The 17,910-nt window shown below is 66.7% G+C and carries 16 protein-coding genes; 11 read left to right on the forward strand and 5 right to left on the reverse strand.

Going from position 1 to position 17,910, the window contains the following annotated elements:
- Positions 1–5: 5 nt before the first annotated feature.
- Entirely contained in the window at positions 6–1,445 is a 1,440-nt protein-coding gene (locus tag Q9R30_RS03495) for a cation:dicarboxylate symporter family transporter (RefSeq protein WP_311216790.1), read from the reverse strand.
- 248 nt (positions 1,446–1,693) lie between these two features.
- Here Q9R30_RS03495 and Q9R30_RS03500 point away from each other — a divergent pair, with 248 nt between their 5' ends.
- A complete protein-coding gene (locus Q9R30_RS03500; protein WP_311216791.1) occupies positions 1,694–1,999 on the forward strand; it encodes a hypothetical protein in 306 nt (101 codons plus the stop codon).
- Positions 1,996–3,693, forward strand: coding sequence for an amidase (locus Q9R30_RS03505; protein WP_311216792.1), 1,698 nt, complete (start codon positions 1,996–1,998; stop codon positions 3,691–3,693). The genes Q9R30_RS03500 and Q9R30_RS03505 overlap by 4 nt, the downstream gene beginning before the upstream one ends.
- Positions 3,694–3,752: 59 nt before the next feature.
- Here Q9R30_RS03505 and Q9R30_RS03510 read toward each other — a convergent pair whose 3' ends face one another.
- Positions 3,753–4,784, reverse strand: a complete 1,032-nt coding sequence (locus tag Q9R30_RS03510) for an Lrp/AsnC family transcriptional regulator (RefSeq protein WP_311216793.1) — start codon at positions 4,782–4,784, stop codon at positions 3,753–3,755.
- A gap of 138 nt (positions 4,785–4,922) precedes the next feature.
- Between Q9R30_RS03510 and Q9R30_RS03515 the strand changes: the two genes are divergently transcribed.
- Entirely contained in the window at positions 4,923–6,158 is a 1,236-nt protein-coding gene (locus Q9R30_RS03515) for a M20 family metallopeptidase (RefSeq protein ID WP_311216794.1), read from the forward strand.
- A 53-nt stretch (positions 6,159–6,211) separates the two neighbouring features.
- A complete protein-coding gene (locus Q9R30_RS03520) occupies positions 6,212–7,501 on the forward strand; it encodes an MFS transporter (protein ID WP_311216795.1) in 1,290 nt (429 codons plus the stop codon).
- A 107-nt stretch (positions 7,502–7,608) separates the two neighbouring features.
- Here the strand turns inward: Q9R30_RS03520 and Q9R30_RS03525 are convergent, their stop codons facing one another.
- Positions 7,609–8,007 carry a cupin domain-containing protein gene (locus tag Q9R30_RS03525; protein WP_104999236.1) on the reverse strand — a complete coding sequence of 133 codons (399 nt, stop codon included), beginning with the start codon at positions 8,005–8,007 and terminating at the stop codon, positions 7,609–7,611.
- Between the two features lie 345 nt (positions 8,008–8,352).
- Here Q9R30_RS03525 and Q9R30_RS03530 point away from each other — a divergent pair, with 345 nt between their 5' ends.
- The 7 genes from Q9R30_RS03530 to bcp all read left to right on the forward strand — a co-directional run bounded on the left by Q9R30_RS03530 (position 8,353) and on the right by bcp (position 15,889).
- Positions 8,353–9,153, forward strand: a complete 801-nt coding sequence (locus Q9R30_RS03530) for a hydroxypyruvate isomerase family protein (RefSeq protein ID WP_104999237.1) — start codon at positions 8,353–8,355, stop codon at positions 9,151–9,153.
- Positions 9,154–9,297: 144 nt separating this feature from the next.
- Positions 9,298–10,176 carry a 2-hydroxy-3-oxopropionate reductase gene (locus Q9R30_RS03535; protein ID WP_311216796.1) on the forward strand — a complete coding sequence of 293 codons (879 nt, stop codon included), beginning with the start codon at positions 9,298–9,300 and terminating at the stop codon, positions 10,174–10,176.
- A 127-nt stretch (positions 10,177–10,303) separates the two neighbouring features.
- Positions 10,304–12,094 carry a glyoxylate carboligase gene (gcl, locus tag Q9R30_RS03540; protein WP_311216797.1) on the forward strand — a complete coding sequence of 597 codons (1,791 nt, stop codon included), beginning with the start codon at positions 10,304–10,306 and terminating at the stop codon, positions 12,092–12,094.
- Between the two features lie 2 nt (positions 12,095–12,096).
- Positions 12,097–13,305: a glycerate kinase gene (locus Q9R30_RS03545; protein ID WP_311216798.1), complete on the forward strand. Its 1,209-nt coding sequence runs from the start codon at positions 12,097–12,099 to the stop codon at positions 13,303–13,305.
- Positions 13,298–14,641, forward strand: coding sequence for an allantoinase AllB (gene allB / locus Q9R30_RS03550; RefSeq protein WP_104999241.1), 1,344 nt, complete (start codon positions 13,298–13,300; stop codon positions 14,639–14,641). The genes Q9R30_RS03545 and allB overlap by 8 nt, the downstream gene beginning before the upstream one ends.
- A gap of 9 nt (positions 14,642–14,650) precedes the next feature.
- Positions 14,651–15,328 (forward strand): helix-turn-helix domain-containing protein, encoded by a 678-nt coding sequence (locus tag Q9R30_RS03555; protein WP_311216799.1) that lies wholly within the window; start codon positions 14,651–14,653, stop codon positions 15,326–15,328.
- Between the two features lie 81 nt (positions 15,329–15,409).
- On the forward strand, positions 15,410–15,889 hold the full coding sequence (bcp, locus tag Q9R30_RS03560; RefSeq protein WP_104999243.1) for a thioredoxin-dependent thiol peroxidase: 480 nt from the start codon (positions 15,410–15,412) through the stop codon (positions 15,887–15,889).
- 165 nt (positions 15,890–16,054) lie between these two features.
- Here the strand turns inward: bcp and Q9R30_RS03565 are convergent, their stop codons facing one another.
- Entirely contained in the window at positions 16,055–17,551 is a 1,497-nt protein-coding gene (locus Q9R30_RS03565) for an MFS transporter (RefSeq protein ID WP_311216800.1), read from the reverse strand.
- Between the two features lie 47 nt (positions 17,552–17,598).
- Positions 17,599–17,802, reverse strand: a complete 204-nt coding sequence (locus tag Q9R30_RS03570; protein WP_104999875.1) for a hypothetical protein — start codon at positions 17,800–17,802, stop codon at positions 17,599–17,601.
- Positions 17,803–17,910: the final 108 nt, after the last annotated feature.

Genomic DNA, 17,910 nt, shown 5'->3' on the forward strand with positions numbered 1-17,910 from the left:
CGGCGCTACCGCGCCGTCGCAGGGGAAGTCTCCACGGCTGGGGCTTCCGCCGGGTGGGACCGTTCGATTTCGGTCACCACTGCGGGGCCGCCCGGCACCTCGGTGCCGGGCGGGCCGGATGCCGCCTCCGCCGTCGTAATGTCACCGGCAAAGGCACGCAACATGGCGGCACGGTCGAACTGGCCCTCCCACTTGGCCACCACAAAAGTGGCAACGCAGTTCCCCAGCAGGTTCACCACTACGCGCATGGAGTCCATCAGCCGGTCCGCGCCAAGGAGCAGCGCGACGCCGGCCACTGGGAAGATCCCCAGCGCACCCGCGGTGGCGGAGAGCGCCAGGAACGCCGAACCGGGTACGCCGGCCATTCCCTTGGAGGTGAGCATGAGGACCCCGAGGGCGGCAAGCTGCTGGCCCAGGTCCAGGTTGTAGCCAAAGGCCTGCGCCAGGAACAGCAGCGAGATGGAAAGGTACAGCGCGGCGCCGTCCAGGTTGAAGGAGTATCCGGTGGGGATCACCAGGCCGGTGGTGGCACGGGAACAGCCGGCGTTGGTCAGCTTGGTCATGATGCGTGGCAGCACAGACTCGGTGGACGCGGTGCCCAGTGCCAGGAGGAATTCCTCGCGGGTGTACTTCATGAACTGCCACAGCGGCACCCGCGGATATGCCCATGCCACAACGAACAGCAGACCGATGAACACTATTGCCGCGCCATAGCAGGCCGCGATCAGCAGCGCATAGGTGCCCAGCGAGCCCAGGCCGTACTGGCCGATGATGAAGGCCATGGCGCCAAAGGCTCCCACCGGAGCCACCCGCATGACCCAGCCCATGATCTTGAAGAACAGTTCGAGCACCGTTTCCATCAGGGTGATCACCGGCAGGCAGCGTTCACGGCCGACGACGACGATCGCCGCACCGAAGAACACCGCGAAGCACAGGACCTGCAGCAGGCTGTTGCCGGCAAAGGCGCCCACCACGCTCGTGGGAATGATTCCCAGGATGAAGGCGCCGGCATCCTTGGGCGGGGCGGTGGCGGTTTTCGCATTGAGCGCGTCCTGGGAGAGCGACGCCGGATCGATGTTCAGTCCCGCGCCGGGCTGGACAAGGTTCCCCACAACGAGGCCGAAGACCAGGGCAAACAGGGTGGCCGCCGTGAAGTAGGTCAGCGCCTTGACGCCGGTGCGGCCCACGGCCTTGACGTCGCTCACCGCCGCGATGCCGGTGACGATCACCAGGAAGATCAGCGGTGCGATGATCATCTTGATCAGCTGGATGAAGCCGTCACCCAAGGGGCGAAGCGCTGCGCCGATGTTTGGCCAGAAGTGGCCGATCAGGATGCCTGCGACGACGGCAACCAGGATCTGGAAAAAGAGGGACTTGTAGAGCGGTTTCCTGGCTGCCCCGGTTGGTGATTGCGGGGAGGGTGCTGCGTCGGCGGTGAAGTTCATTCCAGTACCTGTTCGTAAAGGACGGACGGCACACGGGATGCCGCAGGGTCACGAGCCACGCTAGGGAACCCATGTTTCCGGAAAGATAAATCCGTAATGCGGAATTATTAAACCGAAACGGCCGGCTGCGCCCCGGCGGCGGGAAATGAGCCGGCAACTTATGTGACATGACAGCGCCACAGGGGAGTGAAAGTATCCCCTTGTCTCAGCTGCACGGGCTGCACCCAGCCCCGAAGAAACGGAGCATCATGCCCCTCACTCCCCCCACCGACGCCGAACTGGACACCATGATCCGGGCCCGCCTCGCCTCGCTCGGCATCGACCTCAACCAGCTTCCCGCCGGAACCGCCAGCGACCCGGAGACCGGAAGCCCGGGCCAGGCGTCGGTCCTGGCCAGCCTGCGCTCCTTCATGCGCACCACAGTCGCTGAACTCAGCGCCTACCAACTGCCTTTCGCCGGCCCGGCAGGCAGTGCGGACCCTGCGCTCTTGTCACAGCAGGCAGTTCCTCCCGCCCTGTACCCCTCGATTGACACTGCACGGAGGACGGCATGAACCCGGCGGAAAGCTCGAACAGCCAGCCCATGGACCGCAGCATCGACCGCCGGTCGTTCGTCAACAGGTTCACTGTGCTGGCTGCGGCCGCCTCGTTGGGGGCGGTGGCGCTTCCAGCAGTTGCCCACGCGGCGCCCTCGGCAGCAGTGCCCGCCGGCATCAACCCGGACGCCTATGGCGACGTCCGGCCCGAGGCCCTGGCCGACATCACCGAACTGACCATCGCGGAAGCAGCAAGCCTCATCCGGCAGGGCCGGCTCAGCGCAGAACTCCTGGTGGAGGCCTACCTTGACCGGATCGGCGCCTTTGATGCGGGCTACCAGGCTTTCAACCTCGTCGCCGCCGACGACGCCCTTGCCAGCGCCCGGGCCCTGGCCGGCGCGGCGTACAAGGGTCCCCTGCATGGCATTCCCCTGGCCATCAAGGACAACTATTACACCCGCGCGTATCCCACGACGGCCAATTCCTACATCTTCAAGGACTTCGTTCCGCCGTTTGACGCGACGGCGGTCTCCAGGCTGGCGGGTGCCGGCGGCATCATCCTTGGCAAGACCCAGATGGGGCCGCTCGCCACCACCCGTGCCACCACGCCTGACGGCCGCATCACCACCGTCAACGCATGGACGCCGGGGAATCCGCAGACCAACCCCGGCGGATCCTCGTCCGGCTCAGCCACGGCCGTGGCTGCCCGGATGGCAACCTCCAGCGTGGGAACCCAGACCGGCGGTTCCATCACCGCGCCCTCCAATGCCCAGAACCTCACCGGGCTCAAGCCCACCATGGGCCGGGTTTCGCTGTACGGCATCATCCCCTTGAGCTATACCCGCGACCACCCCGGCCCCCTCGCCAGGGATGCCAAGGACGCGGCAATCATGTTGAGCGCCATGGCCGGCGAGGATCCCAACGATCCGCGGACACTGGGGCTTCCGCCGGTTCCGGACCTGATCCAGGCCGCCACCCCGGTGAAGCGCGGCAACAAGGTGGCCATGCGCTGGGGTACCCGCGTGGGCGTCATCCCGGACTTCACCGCGGGCTCATCGGAAACGGCGGCGGCACGGAAGGCGTTCCTGGACAAGCTCGCCGGGACTGAAGGCATCCAGGTGGTCAACGTTCGGTTGCCGGAGGACTGGGACACCCTCACCAGCACTGCATTCAACAACGTCCGGCTGCCGGAACGCAGCGAGCCCTTCCTGCCGGTGTTGCGCAAGGACCTGCGCAGCTTCGGGGTATCCGTGACCGGCTGGCTGCAGGGCTCCATGCTCGGCGCCAACGAGTATGTGCTGGGCCAGCGTGCCAAGGTCCTGCTGCTGGAACGCGTTCTGGACGACCTGTTCGAGCAGTGCGACGTGGTGCTGCAGACCAGCCCCAACCCGTTCGATGCCATCGGCCTGCCGGAACTCGCCCTGCCCATCGGCTTCGACTCCGCAGGCGTTCCCATCGGCACCATCCTCGGCGGCCAGCCCTTCGCCGAGGACCGGCTCCTTGCCGTGGCCGCGGCGTACCAGGCCGTGACGGACTGGCACCTGCGGCGACCCGCGAACCCTGCCGGCGAATCCCCCGAGCCAATCTCTGTTGATCCGTCCAAGTCCCGGAAGCCCTTCAGCAAGAGAGCACGCGGCAAGGTTGCGGCCGCACCGGTTCCACCGGGCCGGGGCCGCCTTGAGGCGCATGAGGTGGCCGAGCTGTCCCAGTAGCAGCCCCAAAATCCCCCGGCCCGCCCCCTTCCCGGGAGGCGGGCCGGGACGTCCACGGCTCACTCCGCAGCCGGCAGCCCTCCGGCCTCCACCACCACCGCGCCGCTCGACGTCGTATCCTCCTTCAGCATCCAGCCGACCCGCTTGACGGTCCGCAGCATCACCACGCTCTCCACCAGTTCGATGTCCGGCACCTTCTGCTGTAGCGCCAGCTCGGCGTTCATCACGTCTGCCAGGGACTGCAGCCACATGATGATCACGAAATTGGTGGGGCCCGTGGTGGATGCGCTGAGCCGGACGTTGCTGATGGTGCGGATCTCGGCAGCGGCAGCTTCATGGCGGCCGGCCGGAACGTTCGCGAACCACTGGCAGGTCACCGGGAAGGAAGAGTAGGCCTGCGCAATCTCGCACCGGAACAGCAGGATGCCGCTGGCCAGCACACGGTTCAGCTGCCGCTGCACCGTCGCCGGATGGCGCCCCAGCCCCCGCGCGATGTCCGCCGCGGTGGCGCGTCCGTCCCGTGCGAGGTAAGGCAACAGGTCCAGGTGGCTTGCCGGCAGTTCGCCCTGCGGGTCCGGCCCCCGCGTCCGCGCACCGGCCGAAGCACCCAGCGTCCTCAGGGTCGCCAGCTGGGTCCGGTCCAGGACGTTCAGGCGCCACTCGTCCGCGCTGGTGTGAAGCCGCGTGCACAGCGCCGTCTGGTACTTGGTGAGCCCCTCGATGGCCTTCAGCCGGGAAACAACCCGGCTGCTGAACTCGTCCAGTGATTTCGTGATGACGGTCAGCATCAGGTCCCGGTTGCTGGCCGCCTCCTCGACGGTGACGATCTCCGGCACGGCCGCCAGTTGCGCCGTGACGCTGTCGCGTTGGTGCATCTCGCAGTCCACCGCAACAAACGCCAGGAGCATCTGCTGGGGATCCCCCACCAGGTGGGCAGTGACCCACGCTGCCCCGCTTGATGCCAGCCGCTCCCACCGGGCCGCAAGCGTGGTGGCGTGGACGCCCAGCACCTTTGACGCATCCGCCCAGCCGAGCCGCGGAGAGGACTGCAGTACCTGGATGAGTGCCAGGTCGTCTTCGCTGAGTTCCATGGGCAGCCCCTTCATTTGCCTGCACGAATCCTGTGCATAGACCACGCCCACAGAATAATTCCAGCGCTTTCAAAGAATGTGAAGTGGGCCACTCCAGAATAGTCCACAGACCCGGAACGCCAATGCGAGGAGTGACAAGTGCCCGTAACCGAAGATGCGCAGGAACTGCAGGGGGACCTCATCCGCCTCCGCCACGACCTGCACAGGCACCCGGAAATCGGGCTCCACCTTCCGCGGACCCAGGAGAAGGTCCTCCAGGCGCTGGACGGACTTCCTTTCGAGATCACCCTGGGCAAGGACACCACCTCCGTCACCGCGGTGCTCCGCGGCGGCGGCAGCATCGATGCGTCGGGAAGCAGCACAACGGACCGGCCCGCGGTCCTCCTCCGCGCGGACATGGACGGCCTCCCGGTGCAGGAAAAGACCGGCGTCGAATTCTCATCCCGGGCGGACGGCGCCATGCACGCCTGCGGCCACGACCTGCATACCTCCATGCTCGCCGGAGCCGCCACGCTCCTCGCCGAGCGGCAGCACCAGCTCCAGGGCGACGTCGTCCTCATGTTCCAGCCCGGCGAAGAAGGCTGCGACGGAGCCAGCTACATGATCCGCGAAGGCGTCCTGGACGCCGCCGGCACCCGCGTCCAGGCGGCCTACGGGATGCACGTGTTTTCCTCCTTGGAGCCCCACGGCACCTTTTGCACAAAGCCCGGCGTGATGCTCAGCGCCTCGGACGGGCTTGAGGTCACGGTGCTCGGCGCCGGCGGCCACGGCTCGGCCCCGCACTCCGCGAAGGATCCCGTCACCGTGGCGGCCGAAATGGTCACGGCCCTCCAGGTCATGGTGACCCGGCAGTTCAACATGTTCGATCCCGTGGTGCTCTCGGTGGGGGTGCTCCATGCCGGCACCAAGCGGAACGTCATTCCCGAAACGGCGCGCATCGAGGCGACGGTCCGGACCTTCTCCGAGGAATCCCGCCTGAAGATGAAGGAGGCCGTGCCGCGCCTGCTGCAAGGAATCGCTGCCGCGCACGGGGTGGAAGTCCACGTCGACTACCAGGAGGAATACCCCCTCACCATCACCAACGAGGACGAGACCCACACGGCGGAAAAAGTCATTGCAGGGCTCTTCGGCGAGCGCCGCCTCTCCCGCTGGGCCACTCCCCTGAGCGGCTCCGAGGACTTCTCCCGGGTGCTGGCCGAGGTGCCGGGCACCTTCGTCGGCCTCAGCGCCGTCGCCCCTGGCGGCAATCCGGCCACCTCACCGTTCAACCACTCGCCTTACGCAACGTTCGACGACGGCGTGCTGGCTGACGGGGCAGCGCTGTACACCGAGCTCGCCACCTCGCGACTGGCGGCGCTTGCGGCGGCGTCCTAGCCGCCTTCACCATCCCCCACCATCCTCTTCACCACGATCCTGAGGAAGTAACCATGTCCATCGCAGTAACCAAGCAGCAGACTGGACGCGTGTCCACCGCTAAAACCATCGTCGGGACCGGCATCGGCAATGCCGTGGAATGGTACGACTGGGCCATTTACGCGACGTTCACGCCCTTCATTGCCAGCCAGCTGTTCAGCAAAGTCGACCCCGCATCTGCTGTCCTGTCCACGCTGGCGATCTTCGCCGTCGGCTTCGTGGCCCGGCCCTTCGGCGGCTTCCTCTTCGGCTGGATCGGCGACAGGGTGGGCCGAAAAACGTCCATGACGCTCGCCGTCGGACTCGCTTCATTGGGCAGCCTGATGATCGGCATCGCGCCCACGTTCGCGAGCATCGGTGCCTGGGCCTCGCTCATGCTGCTGGTGGCCCGCCTGGTCCAGGGCCTGGCGCACGGCGGCGAGCTGCCGTCGTCGCAAACCTACCTCTCGGAAATGGCACCCAAGGAGCACCGCGGGTTCTGGGCGACCCTGATCTACACCTCCGGCACCATGGGCATCCTGTTCGGAACACTGCTGGGGGCAGTCCTGAACATGACGCTGACCGCCGAGGCCATGAACGCCTGGGGCTGGCGGATTCCGTTCCTCCTGGGCGCGGCGATGGGCCTGTACGCGCTGATCATGCGCTCACGGCTGCACGAGACCGACGCCTTCGAAGGCGAGTCCGTGGCCGAAAAGCGCGCTCCCATCTGGCCGCAGATCGTCCGCCACCGCAAGCAGGCGCTGCAGGTCATCGGACTCACGGTGGGCCTCACGGTGATCTACTACATCTGGGGCGTCGTGGCGCCGAGCTACGCCACCACCGCCTTGAAGATCGACCGCGGCGAGGCGCTGTGGGCCGGCGTAATCGCCAACATCGTGTTCATCGCCGCACTGCCGGTGTGGGGCAAGCTGTCTGACCGCATCGGCCGCAAGAAAGTCCTGTGGTCCGGCGCGATCGGCTCAGCAGTCATGCATTTCCCCATGACCTGGCTGCTGAAGGACTCCGCCTGGCAGCTGGCGGTGAGCATGTCCGTGATGCTGGTCTTCATCGCCGCGAGCGCCGCCATTGTCCCGGCCGTCTACGCCGAGCTGTTCCCGACGTCGATCCGCACCGTGGGCGTCGGCGTCCCGTACTCCATCTGCGTGGCAGCCTTCGGCGGAACGGCCCCGTACCTGCAGCAGTGGCTGGGAACCACCATGGGCGTCCCGCAGGTGTTCAACGTGTACGCGGTGGTCCTCCTGGGCATCAGCGCCGCGTTCGTCTTCACCATTCCCGAGACGAAGGGCAAGGACCTGACCCACTAGGAAGCCGGGCCCTAGGAAACCGGGCCCTAGGAAACCGGGCCGCCCGCCCCGGCGCAGCACCAGTCCCCTGCCGCTCGCAAGAGCGGCAGGGGACTTTTTGTGCCGTGCTAGATCCGGGCGTGCATCCCGAAGCTGCGGGGGCGGCCGAACGAGGCCGCACCCAGGAATTCGACGGCGACGAACGGCTCGTCGCCCACCACCCATTCATCGTGCCCGGGAGGCAGCGCATAGGTGTCATGGGCGTGAATCGTTGACCGTCCGCCGTCGGCCGTTTCCACCTCCAGTTGCCCCGATATGCAATAGCCGAGGTGGTGGTGCTCGCAGTAGGGGGTCAACTCGGAGGGCCTTGCAGAGTCCGACCACCGCCAGCCCGGCGCGAGGATCAGGCGCGCCACGGAGTAGTCGTCAACGGTGACAAGGTCGAATTCCGCCTTGTCCGGGCAACGCTTCGAGTCCGGTGAATCCAGGGACTTGACTGCCAGTTCCCTGATGAAGTTTGCCGTCATGAGGTCACAGCCTAGGAGTGGTGTGGAAAACGCCCGGCGCGGACCAGGCGATGGAATGGATACCGACGAGCGGCGAAGTTGTGTCGAGACCATGTAGCGGCGTGCGCCCCTGCCCCGGCGCACACCCATCCACCGGACCATGCCGATGTATCTCTAACCGTAGCCCTGCAGCCCCTGAAGTCAATGGGAAATCTCCTTCCGGCTCCCCGGCCGGTCCGTCTTGACTCGGGCACCCATCCTTCCCTAGACTTTTCATAAAGCAGAATCTAAATTCCACAAAGCGGAAAGAAGCAATAGGCCGCCGCAAGGGAAGATAGATCAAAGCCCTCCTTGGAAGGACCTACGATGACGTACACAGTGAACTGCTCCATCCTCCTTACTGAACTGCCCCTGCTCGAGCGCCCCGCGGCAGCCAAGGCAGCCGGTTTTGATGCTGTCGAGTTCTGGTGGCCCTTCGAGTCCTCAGTCCCCTCCGACGCCCAGGTCACCGAATTCGAGAACGCCATCAAGGACGCCGGCGTCCAGCTCACCGGCCTGAACTTCAACGCCGGCAACATGCCGGGCGGGGACCGCGGCCTGGTGTCCTGGACGGGACGCGAGTCAGAGTTCAAGGACAACATCGAGGTTGTTGCCGGCATTGGCGCGCGCCTGGGCTGCAAGGCCTTCAACGCCCTTTACGGCAACCGGCAGGACGGCTCCACCCCCGAGGAGCAGGACGAACTCGCGGTCAGGAACCTGGCCGCGGCAGCGGAAGGCGTCGCCCGCATCGGCGGTACCGTCCTCTTGGAACCCGTCAGCGGCGCACCCAAATACCCGCTCCTCACCGCTGATGACGCACTCAAGGTCATTGCCCGCGTGAAGGCGGAGGCCGGCGTCGAAAACATCAAGCTCCTCGCCGACTTCTACCACCTGTCCGTCAACGGGGACGACGTCGAATCCGTCATCGAAAACCATGCCAAGGACTTCGGCCACATCCAGATTGCCGACAACCCCGGCCGCGGCGCTCCGGGCACGGGCACGCTCCCGCTGGGCCAATGGATCGCCCGCAGCCGCGAACTCGGCTACAACGGCTACATCGGACTCGAATACAAGGAACCGCAGGAAACAGCCTTCAGCTGGGCCATCCGCGAACACGCCTCCCGCTAGTCCACCCGCCCCGCCCAACTGAGTAGCGCTAAGTGTCGTTTAGAGCCCTCAAAACGACACTTAGCGCTACCTAGTTGGGCCGGGCATCCCCACCGGCACCTCCGGCACCACCACAGACTTCAGATTTCAGAAAAGAGAAACCTCATGAGCAACGTTGCAGTCATCGGACTCGGAATCATGGGCCTGCCCATGGCCATCAACCTCGTCAAGGCCGGCCACACCGTCACCGGCTTCAACCGCAGCCAGGACAAGATCGAGAAGCTGGTTTCGGAAGGCGGCAAGGGTGCCACGAGCATCGCCGACGCCGTCAGGGATGCCGACGTCGTCATCACCATGGTGCCGGACTCCCCCGATGTTGAGGGCGTGGTCAGCGGCAAGGACGGCGTCTTCGCCAACGCCAGGCAGGGCACGCTGTGGATCGACGCATCCAGCATCCGCCCGGATGTGGCCAAGCGCCTCGCGGACGAAGCCCGCGACGCCGGCATCCGCCCCCTCGACGCCCCGGTTTCCGGCGGCGAGCAGGGCGCCATCGACGCCGTCCTCTCCATCATGGTGGGCGGCGACAAGGAAGACTTCGACGACGCCCAGGATGTCCTGAACGCCGTCGGCAAGACCATCGTCCACGTGGGCCCCTCCGGCTCCGGCCAGACCGTCAAGGCTGCAAACCAGCTGATCGTCGCCGTCAACATCGAAGTCCTCGGCGAAGCCATTGCCTTCCTGGAGGCCTACGGCGTGGACACCGACGCCGCCCTCAAGGTCCTCGGCGGCGGCCTGGCCGGCTCCAAAGTCCTGGACCAGAAGGGCCAGAAGATGCTGGACCGCAACTTCGACCCCGGCTTCCGCCTCGCCCTGCACCACAAGGACCTGGGCATCGTCACCTCCGCCGCCCGCGAGGCCAACGTCGCCATCCCGCTCGGCGCCATCGCAGCACAGCTCGTCGCCGCCACCGTCAACCAGGGCGACGGCGGCCTCGACCACTCCGGACTCTTCAAGCAGGTCCTCCAGCTCAGCGGCCGCGAGTAACGCACCCGCGCCAGAGGCGCGGTAACCAGCGCAACGGGAGCACCGCTGCCGTACCTCGCGACGGCGGCTCCTCCACCACACCCAAAAACAGCCTGCAAAGGCCCCGAAGTTTCCCTAGGAGCACCCCATGAGCAAGATGCGTACCGTTGATGCAGCGGTTGCCATCCTGGAAAAGGAAGGCGCCACCGAGGCGTTCGGCCTGCCAGGCGCTGCCATCAACCCCTTCTATTCCGCCATGCGCGCCCACGGCGGCATCCGCCACACCCTGGCCCGCCACGTTGAAGGCGCCAGCCACATGGCGGACGGTTACAGCCGCGCCAAGGACGGCAATATCGGCATCTGCATCGGCACCTCAGGCCCCGCCGGCACGGACATGATCACCGGCCTCTACGCCGCCTGGGCAGACTCCATTCCGATGCTCTGCATCACCGGCCAGGCCCCCGTGGCCAAGCTGCACAAGGAAGACTTCCAGGCCGTGGACATCGAGTCCATCGCCAAGCCGGTCACCAAGATGGCCATGACCATCCTGGAGCCAGGCCAGGTTCCCGGCGCCTTCCAGAAGGCCTTCCAGCTGATGCGCTCCGGCCGCCCCGGCCCTGTGCTGCTGGACCTGCCCATCGACGTGCAGCTCGCCGAGATCGAATTCGACATCGACACCTACGAGCCCCTGCCCGTCGAAAAGCCCAGGGCCTCCCGCAAGCAGCTGGAAAAGGCCCTGGACATGCTGACCGCGGCCAAGCACCCGCTGATCGTGGCCGGCGGCGGCATCATCAACGCCGGCGCCTCCGCACAGCTGGTGGAACTGGCCGAGATCCTGGACGTCCCCGTCATCCCCACGCTGATGGGCTGGGGCACCATCCCGGACGACCACCGGCTGATGGCCGGCATGGTGGGCCTGCAGACCAGCCACCGCTACGGCAACGAGAACTACCTGCGGAGCGACTTCGTGATCGGCGTCGGGAACCGCTGGGCCAACCGCCACACCGGCGGCCTGGACACCTACACGGCGGGCCGCAAGTTTGTACACATCGACATCGAGCCCACGCAGATCGGCCGCGTGTTCTCGCCGGACCTGGGCATCGCGTCCGACGCCGGCGCGGCGCTGGGAGGGCTGGTTGAACTCGCCAGGGAGCGTAAGGCGGCAGGGTCCCTGCCGGACTACAGCGCCTGGGTTGCCGAGTGTGCGGAGCGGAGGGCCACCCTGCACCGCAAGACGCACTTCGAGAACATCCCCATCAAGCCGCAGCGCGTGTACGAGGAGATGAACAAGTCCTTCGGCCGCGACACCATCTACGTGTCCACCATCGGCCTGTCCCAGATCGCCGGCGCGCAGATGCTGCACGTGTTCGGGCCGCGCAAGTGGATCAACGCCGGCCAGGCAGGCCCGCTGGGCTGGACCGCCCCGGCGGCCCTCGGCGTGGTCCGCGGCAAGCCGGACGAGACCGTGGTGGCCCTCTCCGGCGACTACGACTTCCAGTTCATGATCGAGGAGCTGGCCGTTGGCGCGCAGTTCAACCTCCCCTACATCCACGTGGTGGTGAACAACTCCTACCTGGGCCTCATCCGCCAGTCCCAGCGCGGCTTCAGCATGGAGCAGAACGTGTCCCTGGCCTTCGAGAACATCAACAGCACCCACCTGTCCGAGGAAACCCGCGGCTATGGCGTGGACCACCTCAAGGTGGCCGAAGGCCTGGGCTGCAAGGCCGTGCGCGTGGAGGACCCCAACGACCTCGCAGCCGCCTTCGACAAGGCCAAGGCACTGATGGGCGAGTTCCAGGTTCCCGTGGTGGTGGAAGTGATCCTGGAAAAGGTCACCAACATCTCCATGGGACTGGAGATCAACGCCATCAACGAGTTCGAGGAACTGGCAGAGACCGCCGCCGACGCTCCCACCGCCATCCTGGCACTGCAGGCCTAACCATGCGGATCGTCATTGCCCCGGACAAGTTCAAAGGATCCCTGTCCGCCCCCGAAGTGTGCAGCTACCTGGAAAAGGGGCTGCGGCGAGGGGCCGGCCCGGCACGCATCGGCAACCTCGATGTGGTCCGGATTCCGGTAGCCGACGGCGGTGAGGGCACCCTCGACGCCGCCGTCGGCTCCGGCTTCGCCCGCCGCAGCGCGGTGGTGGCCGGACCAACAGGGGAACCGGTCACGGCCGAGTTCGCGGTCCGGGGCAACGAGGCAGTCATCGAGATGGCGGCTGCCTCGGGCCTGGCCCTGCTCCCCGCCGGGGCGCTGGTTGGGGGGCGGCCAGGCTCGACGGCGGCACGCACCGCCACGAGCGTGGGCACCGGCCAGCTCATCACCGCTGCCTTGGACGCCGGCTGCAGCCGCATCATCCTTGGGGTGGGCGGCAGCGCCAGCACGGACGGCGGCGCCGGAGTCCTGCAGGGCCTCGGCGCCAGGTTCCTGGACAACGAGGCCAACGAACTTCCACCCGGCGGCGCCGCCCTCGCCCGCCTGGACCGGATCGATTTCAGCGGGTTCGACCCCCGGCTGAAGGACACGCGCTTTGTGCTGGCGTCCGACGTCGACAATCCCCTGCTGGGCCCCCAGGGCGCCGCGGCGATTTTCGGCCCGCAGAAGGGCGCCACGCAACAAGACGTCGGCATGCTCGACGCCGCCCTGGCCAGGTTTGTCGAAGTCCTGGCCAGGGAAATCGGATTCCGCGCTGTTAAGGCTGCCGAGGCTCCGGGAGCCGGGGCAGCCGGCGGCGCAGGCTACACCGCCATCGCCGTCCTCGCCGCAACGCGGCGGCCAGGGATCGACGTGGTCCTGGAGTTCACGGAACTGGAGCAGCGCCTGGCCGGCGCCGACCTGGTGATCACCGGCGAAGGCAGCCTGGATGAGCAGAGCCTGCTGGGCAAGACCCCCATGGGCGTTGCCAGGGCAGCGGCGGCGCAGGGTACTCCCGTCATTGCCGTCTGCGGCCGTACCACCCTTACGGACGGCCAGGCCGCCGCCGCAGGATTCGTGGATGTCTACGCTTTGACGGCGCTCGAAACCGATGTAAACAGGTGCATAGCAGAGGCAGGGCCGTTGCTGGAGCAGCTGGGCACCCAGATCGGTGCGGTGCTGGCAACCAACGGGCCTGCCGCCGCAAGTACCAAGGAGGACCTCCGTGTCTGAAGAACGTTTTGACCTCGTCATCCGGGGGCGGCGCATCCTGACCACCGCCGGCATCGCGCCGCGCGAGGTGGGCGTCCGCAACGGGAAGATCGTGGCCCTTGAGCCGCTGGGCAACAGCCTGGCAGGCGCCGAAGTCATCGACCTTGCCGACGATGAGACGCTGCTCCCGGGCCTGGTGGACACCCACGTCCACGTCAATGAGCCCGGCCGCACCGAGTGGGAGGGCTTCGCGTCCGCCACCCGCGCCGCAGCAGCCGGCGGCGTCACCACCATCATCGACATGCCGCTGAACTCCGTTCCGCCCACCACGACGGTGGAGAACCTCAAGCTCAAGCGCGAGGTGGCCGAGGACCAGGCGTTCATCGACGTCGGGTTCTGGGGCGGCGCCATCCCCGGCAACAAGGCCGATCTCCGCCCCCTGCACGACGAGGGCGTATTCGGTTTCAAGTGCTTCCTCCTGCACTCGGGCGTGGACGAGTTCCCGCACCTGGACGCGGACGAGATGGAGGAGGACATGGCCGAGCTCAAGTCCTTCGACTCGCTCATGATCGTCCACGCCGAAGACTCGCACGCCATTGACCGCGCCCCGCACCCCGGCGGCGACCACTACTCCACCTTCCTGGCCTCGCGGCCCCGCGGCGCCGAGAACAAGGCCATTGCCGAGGTCATCGAACGGGCCCGCTGGACCGGTGCGCGTGCGCACATCCTGCACCTGTCGTCGTCGGACGCGCTGCCCATGATCGCCAGTGCAAAGCGCGACGGCGTCAAGCTCACCGTGGAGACGTGCCCGCACTACCTCACGCTCATGGCGGAGGAGATCCCGGACGGTGCCACCGCCTACAAGTGCTGCCCGCCCATCCGCGAAGCCTCCAACCGGGAGCTGCTGTGGCAGGGCCTCCTGGACGGCACCATCGACTGCATCGTCTCGGACCATTCCCCCTCCACGCTGGACCTGAAGGACCTGGAGAACGGCGACTTCGCCGTGGCCTGGGGCGGTGTCTCGTCGCTGCAGCTGGGCCTGTCCCTGATCTGGACCGAGGCGCGGCACCGCGGCATCCCGCTGGAACAGGTGGTGTCCTGGATGGCGGAGAAGCCAGCCGGCTTGGCCCGGCTGACCAACAAGGGACAGCTGGCGCTGGGCTACGACGCCGACTTCGCCGTCTTTGCGCCCGACGAGGCGTTCGTGGTGGACGTGTCCAAGCTCAAGCACAAGAACCCCATCACCCCGTACGACGGCAAGGCACTGTCCGGGGTGGTCCGCAGGACCTTCCTGCGCGGCGCCGTGGTGGACGGCCAGACCCCCACGGGCAAGCTGATCCGCCGCGGCGGAGTCTAAGGACGCGCCATGGCAGTGGAAGCACACCAGCCAAGGGCGGGGGCGCGGCACGGGTTTCCGGTGAAAGGGGCGGCAGCACACGGCGCGGCTGCACGTGGCCTGGCCCTGTGGGTAGTCCCCGCGGAAGGCACCAGCCCCGACCTCCTGGCCCGGGCCGCCCAGCTGGTCCTTGCACGGGCCCTCCAGACTGCTCCGGAGGCGGAAGTCCACTGGCCTGCCGCCGGAGCACCCATGTCAGGGTCCTCCGCTGATACGGGGGGAGCCGCAGTCGACTCCCCTCCGGCTCCCCCCGCGGCGGAGGCAGCCAACCCGGCACTTTCAAAGGACGACGGCGGCACGCGCCTGCCGCCGTCGGCCGGCCCTGTCAGCCGGGTGGCCGTGGACCTTGCGGCGGACATCGTCCTGCTGGACGGCAGCCCGGTGCCGCTGACCGGCGTCGAGTCCAAGGTGCTCAGGTACCTGGTGACCCACCTGTCCCGGCCCGTGGACAGGGAGGAACTGCAGGAGTTCCTGGAGTCGCTGCAGTTCCCCGGCGCGTCAGCCCGCGCCATCGATGTGTATGTGGGCCGGATACGCGGGAAACTCGGGAATGCGCGCCATGCCGTGGCCACCGTCCGGGGCGGCGGATACCAGTTTGTGCCCGGTCCCTGCGCCACCGTTCGCGGCCCGGCGGAATACTGCATATGACGCCGGAGTTGTATCACTCAGCGGAAACCCGCTTCACTTGATGTTTTGCCATTACCTGACAAAGACTTCCAAAGGAATGCCATGAGCCAGACTTTGACCACCAAGCTTCAGCCCGGAACCCAGGCCCCGGATTTCACCCTTCAGGACGCCCAGGGCCGCCAGACTGCCTTGGCCGACTACCGTGGCAAGAACGTCATTGTGTACTTCTACCCCAAGGCCGCCACCCCCGGCTGCACCACCGAGGCCTGCGATTTCCGTGACAGCCTGGCCTCACTGCAGGGCAAGGGCTACGAGGTCATCGGCATCTCTCCTGACGCCCCGGAGGCCCTGGCCGGCTTCACGGGCGACTTCTCCCTGACCTTCCCGCTGCTCTCCGACCCCGACCACGCCGTCGCCCTCGCCTACGGCGCCTGGGGTGAAAAGCTCGTCAACGGCGAAATCGTCGAGGGCATCGTCCGTTCCACCGTAGTGGTGGACCCCGAAGGCAATGTCACGCTTGCCCAGTACCAGGTGAAGGCCGACGGCCACGTCGCGGCCCTGAAGGAAGCCCTGGGGATCTAACGCTCTCGCACTTAATGCCGGTTTCCCCCGGACGCTCTCGCACTTAACGCGGCCTTTCCCCGGACGCTCTCGCAGTTAACGCGGCTTTCCCCCGGACGCTCTCGCAGTTAACGCGGCCTTTCCCCGGACGCTCTCGCAGTTCATTAACTGCGGGAGCGCAAGGCCTCAAAAGCCTTTGGCCGGCGCTGTCGCCTCGGCCGCTGCCGCCTGGGCATAGGACGCAGAGATCCGTCGATAGACGGGCGTCAGGAAGGCCAGTAGCGCGGCCACAACCATGATGCTCCCCGCAACCAGGAACACGAGGGCGATCCCGCGGGAGGTGCCTTCGCCCAGGAGCGGGGCCAGCTGGGCGGCGCCGTCGGCGGACCGGGCGTAGGGGATGATCCAGAACTGGGCGATCGGCGCAATGAGGAATGCCGTAACCGGCGAAGCAGCGGACTCGAACGCCATGGCAAACCCGAACACCCGGCCCTGCCGCTGCAAAGGCACTACCTGCTGGATGACCGTCTGTTCGGCCGCTTCCACAAAAGGCACCAGGACCAGGTACGCCCAGATGCCGGCGATGTAGAGCCAGGCCCACTCCCGCAGCGTGAACACCCCGCCGAGGACGCCCATCAGGACCACGGCGGCGAGGAGGGTGCGCAGCGGATTGGCCCCGAGCCCGAACTTTCCGATCAATGCCCCGCCCACCAGGATCCCGGTGAAGCCGACAGCGGAGAAGATCCCCCACAGTTCAACGGGGAACATCTCCAGGCCGTACGGGTCCATCAACGCCATGTAGACCCCGCCGATGAAATTGTTGAACGTGGAGAAGAGGATCAGCGCGAACAGCCCCGAAATGGCCAGCACTGCGGCGAGGGAGCCGCGCAGGTCGAACCCGCCGTGCGCATCCGTTGCGGCGGCACGCACCTCTTCAGGCATGCGCAGGGTGAGCAGGTGCGCGAACGCCAGCGCGGTCAGCACCAGGGCAGCACCGATGGTCCAGCCCATGCCCAGCAGTCCCACCGAGAGCCCGGAAAGCACCGAGGTGACAATGAACATCAGTCCCTGCACCATGCCCACCAGCCCGTTGGCGTTTGCCCGCCGGTCCGGCTCGATGAGGATGGTGACGGTGGTGGAGAGGGCGATGTTCCGCATGTTTTCCACCACGGCGCCAATCAGGATGACCATGACGAAAACCCAGAACCACGGCCGGGCCAGGTCCAGCAGCGACGACGTGGGGGTCAGCAGGAACATGACCCCGGACAGCACGAACATCACCAGGGTGAAGGCAGCTGCGAAGCGCATCACGGCCAGTTTGCGGTAGCGGTCCACGAAGGTGCCGAAGCTGATGCTGGACAGTGCGATCAGCAGCATGTAGGCACCGCCCACCACGCCGGTTGCTATGACGTTGCGCGTTTCCAGGTACACCCAGAAAGTCAGCGCAAACCAGAGGTAGCTGGTGGTGACGTTGGCGAGGGCGGTGTTCACCAGGATCCCGGTGAAAGTGCGGGAGCGCTGGGCCGGAGTGCGCAGGGAAGTGTCGACGGCGTCCGGATCAGTAAGGTGCGGAGCCTCCCCTACCTCCACCGGGACGGACGTGTCCGCTATGTCCCTGCTGGGTCTTTTCCCGCCGTCGTCTGCTGAAGCGGCGCGCGGCCGGACCGGTTCCTGCTCGGTCATGCGTCCCAGTGTAGTGACATCCCACACTCACGGACACGGCCAGCGAGTCAGCGCTTGTCGCGGTCGTTGAATTCAACGTCCAGTTCGTAGTGGCGGAATTCCGTTTCACGGTCCGATTCGCCGTCTATCACCATTTCGTGGTCGAGCTGGCGCTGGATGCGGCTGTCCAGGACCTGCAATTCGTTATCCGATACCTTTTGGAGGTCCTCGGGGAACTGGTCGTCCGGAGTGAGATGCAGATTATCGTTCATTGTGCCCGCCATGTCTTCTGCCGTTGCCTGGCTGCCCAGTCTAACGCTGCCCGGTCCGGGTGTCCCCCTTCTGTGGCACGGCAATGCCCTACGGAGGCCTCGAGAGTG

Source organism: Arthrobacter sp. AB6 (assembly GCF_031844545.1).
In the GTDB taxonomy this organism is placed as follows: Bacteria; Actinomycetota; Actinomycetes; order Actinomycetales; family Micrococcaceae; genus Arthrobacter.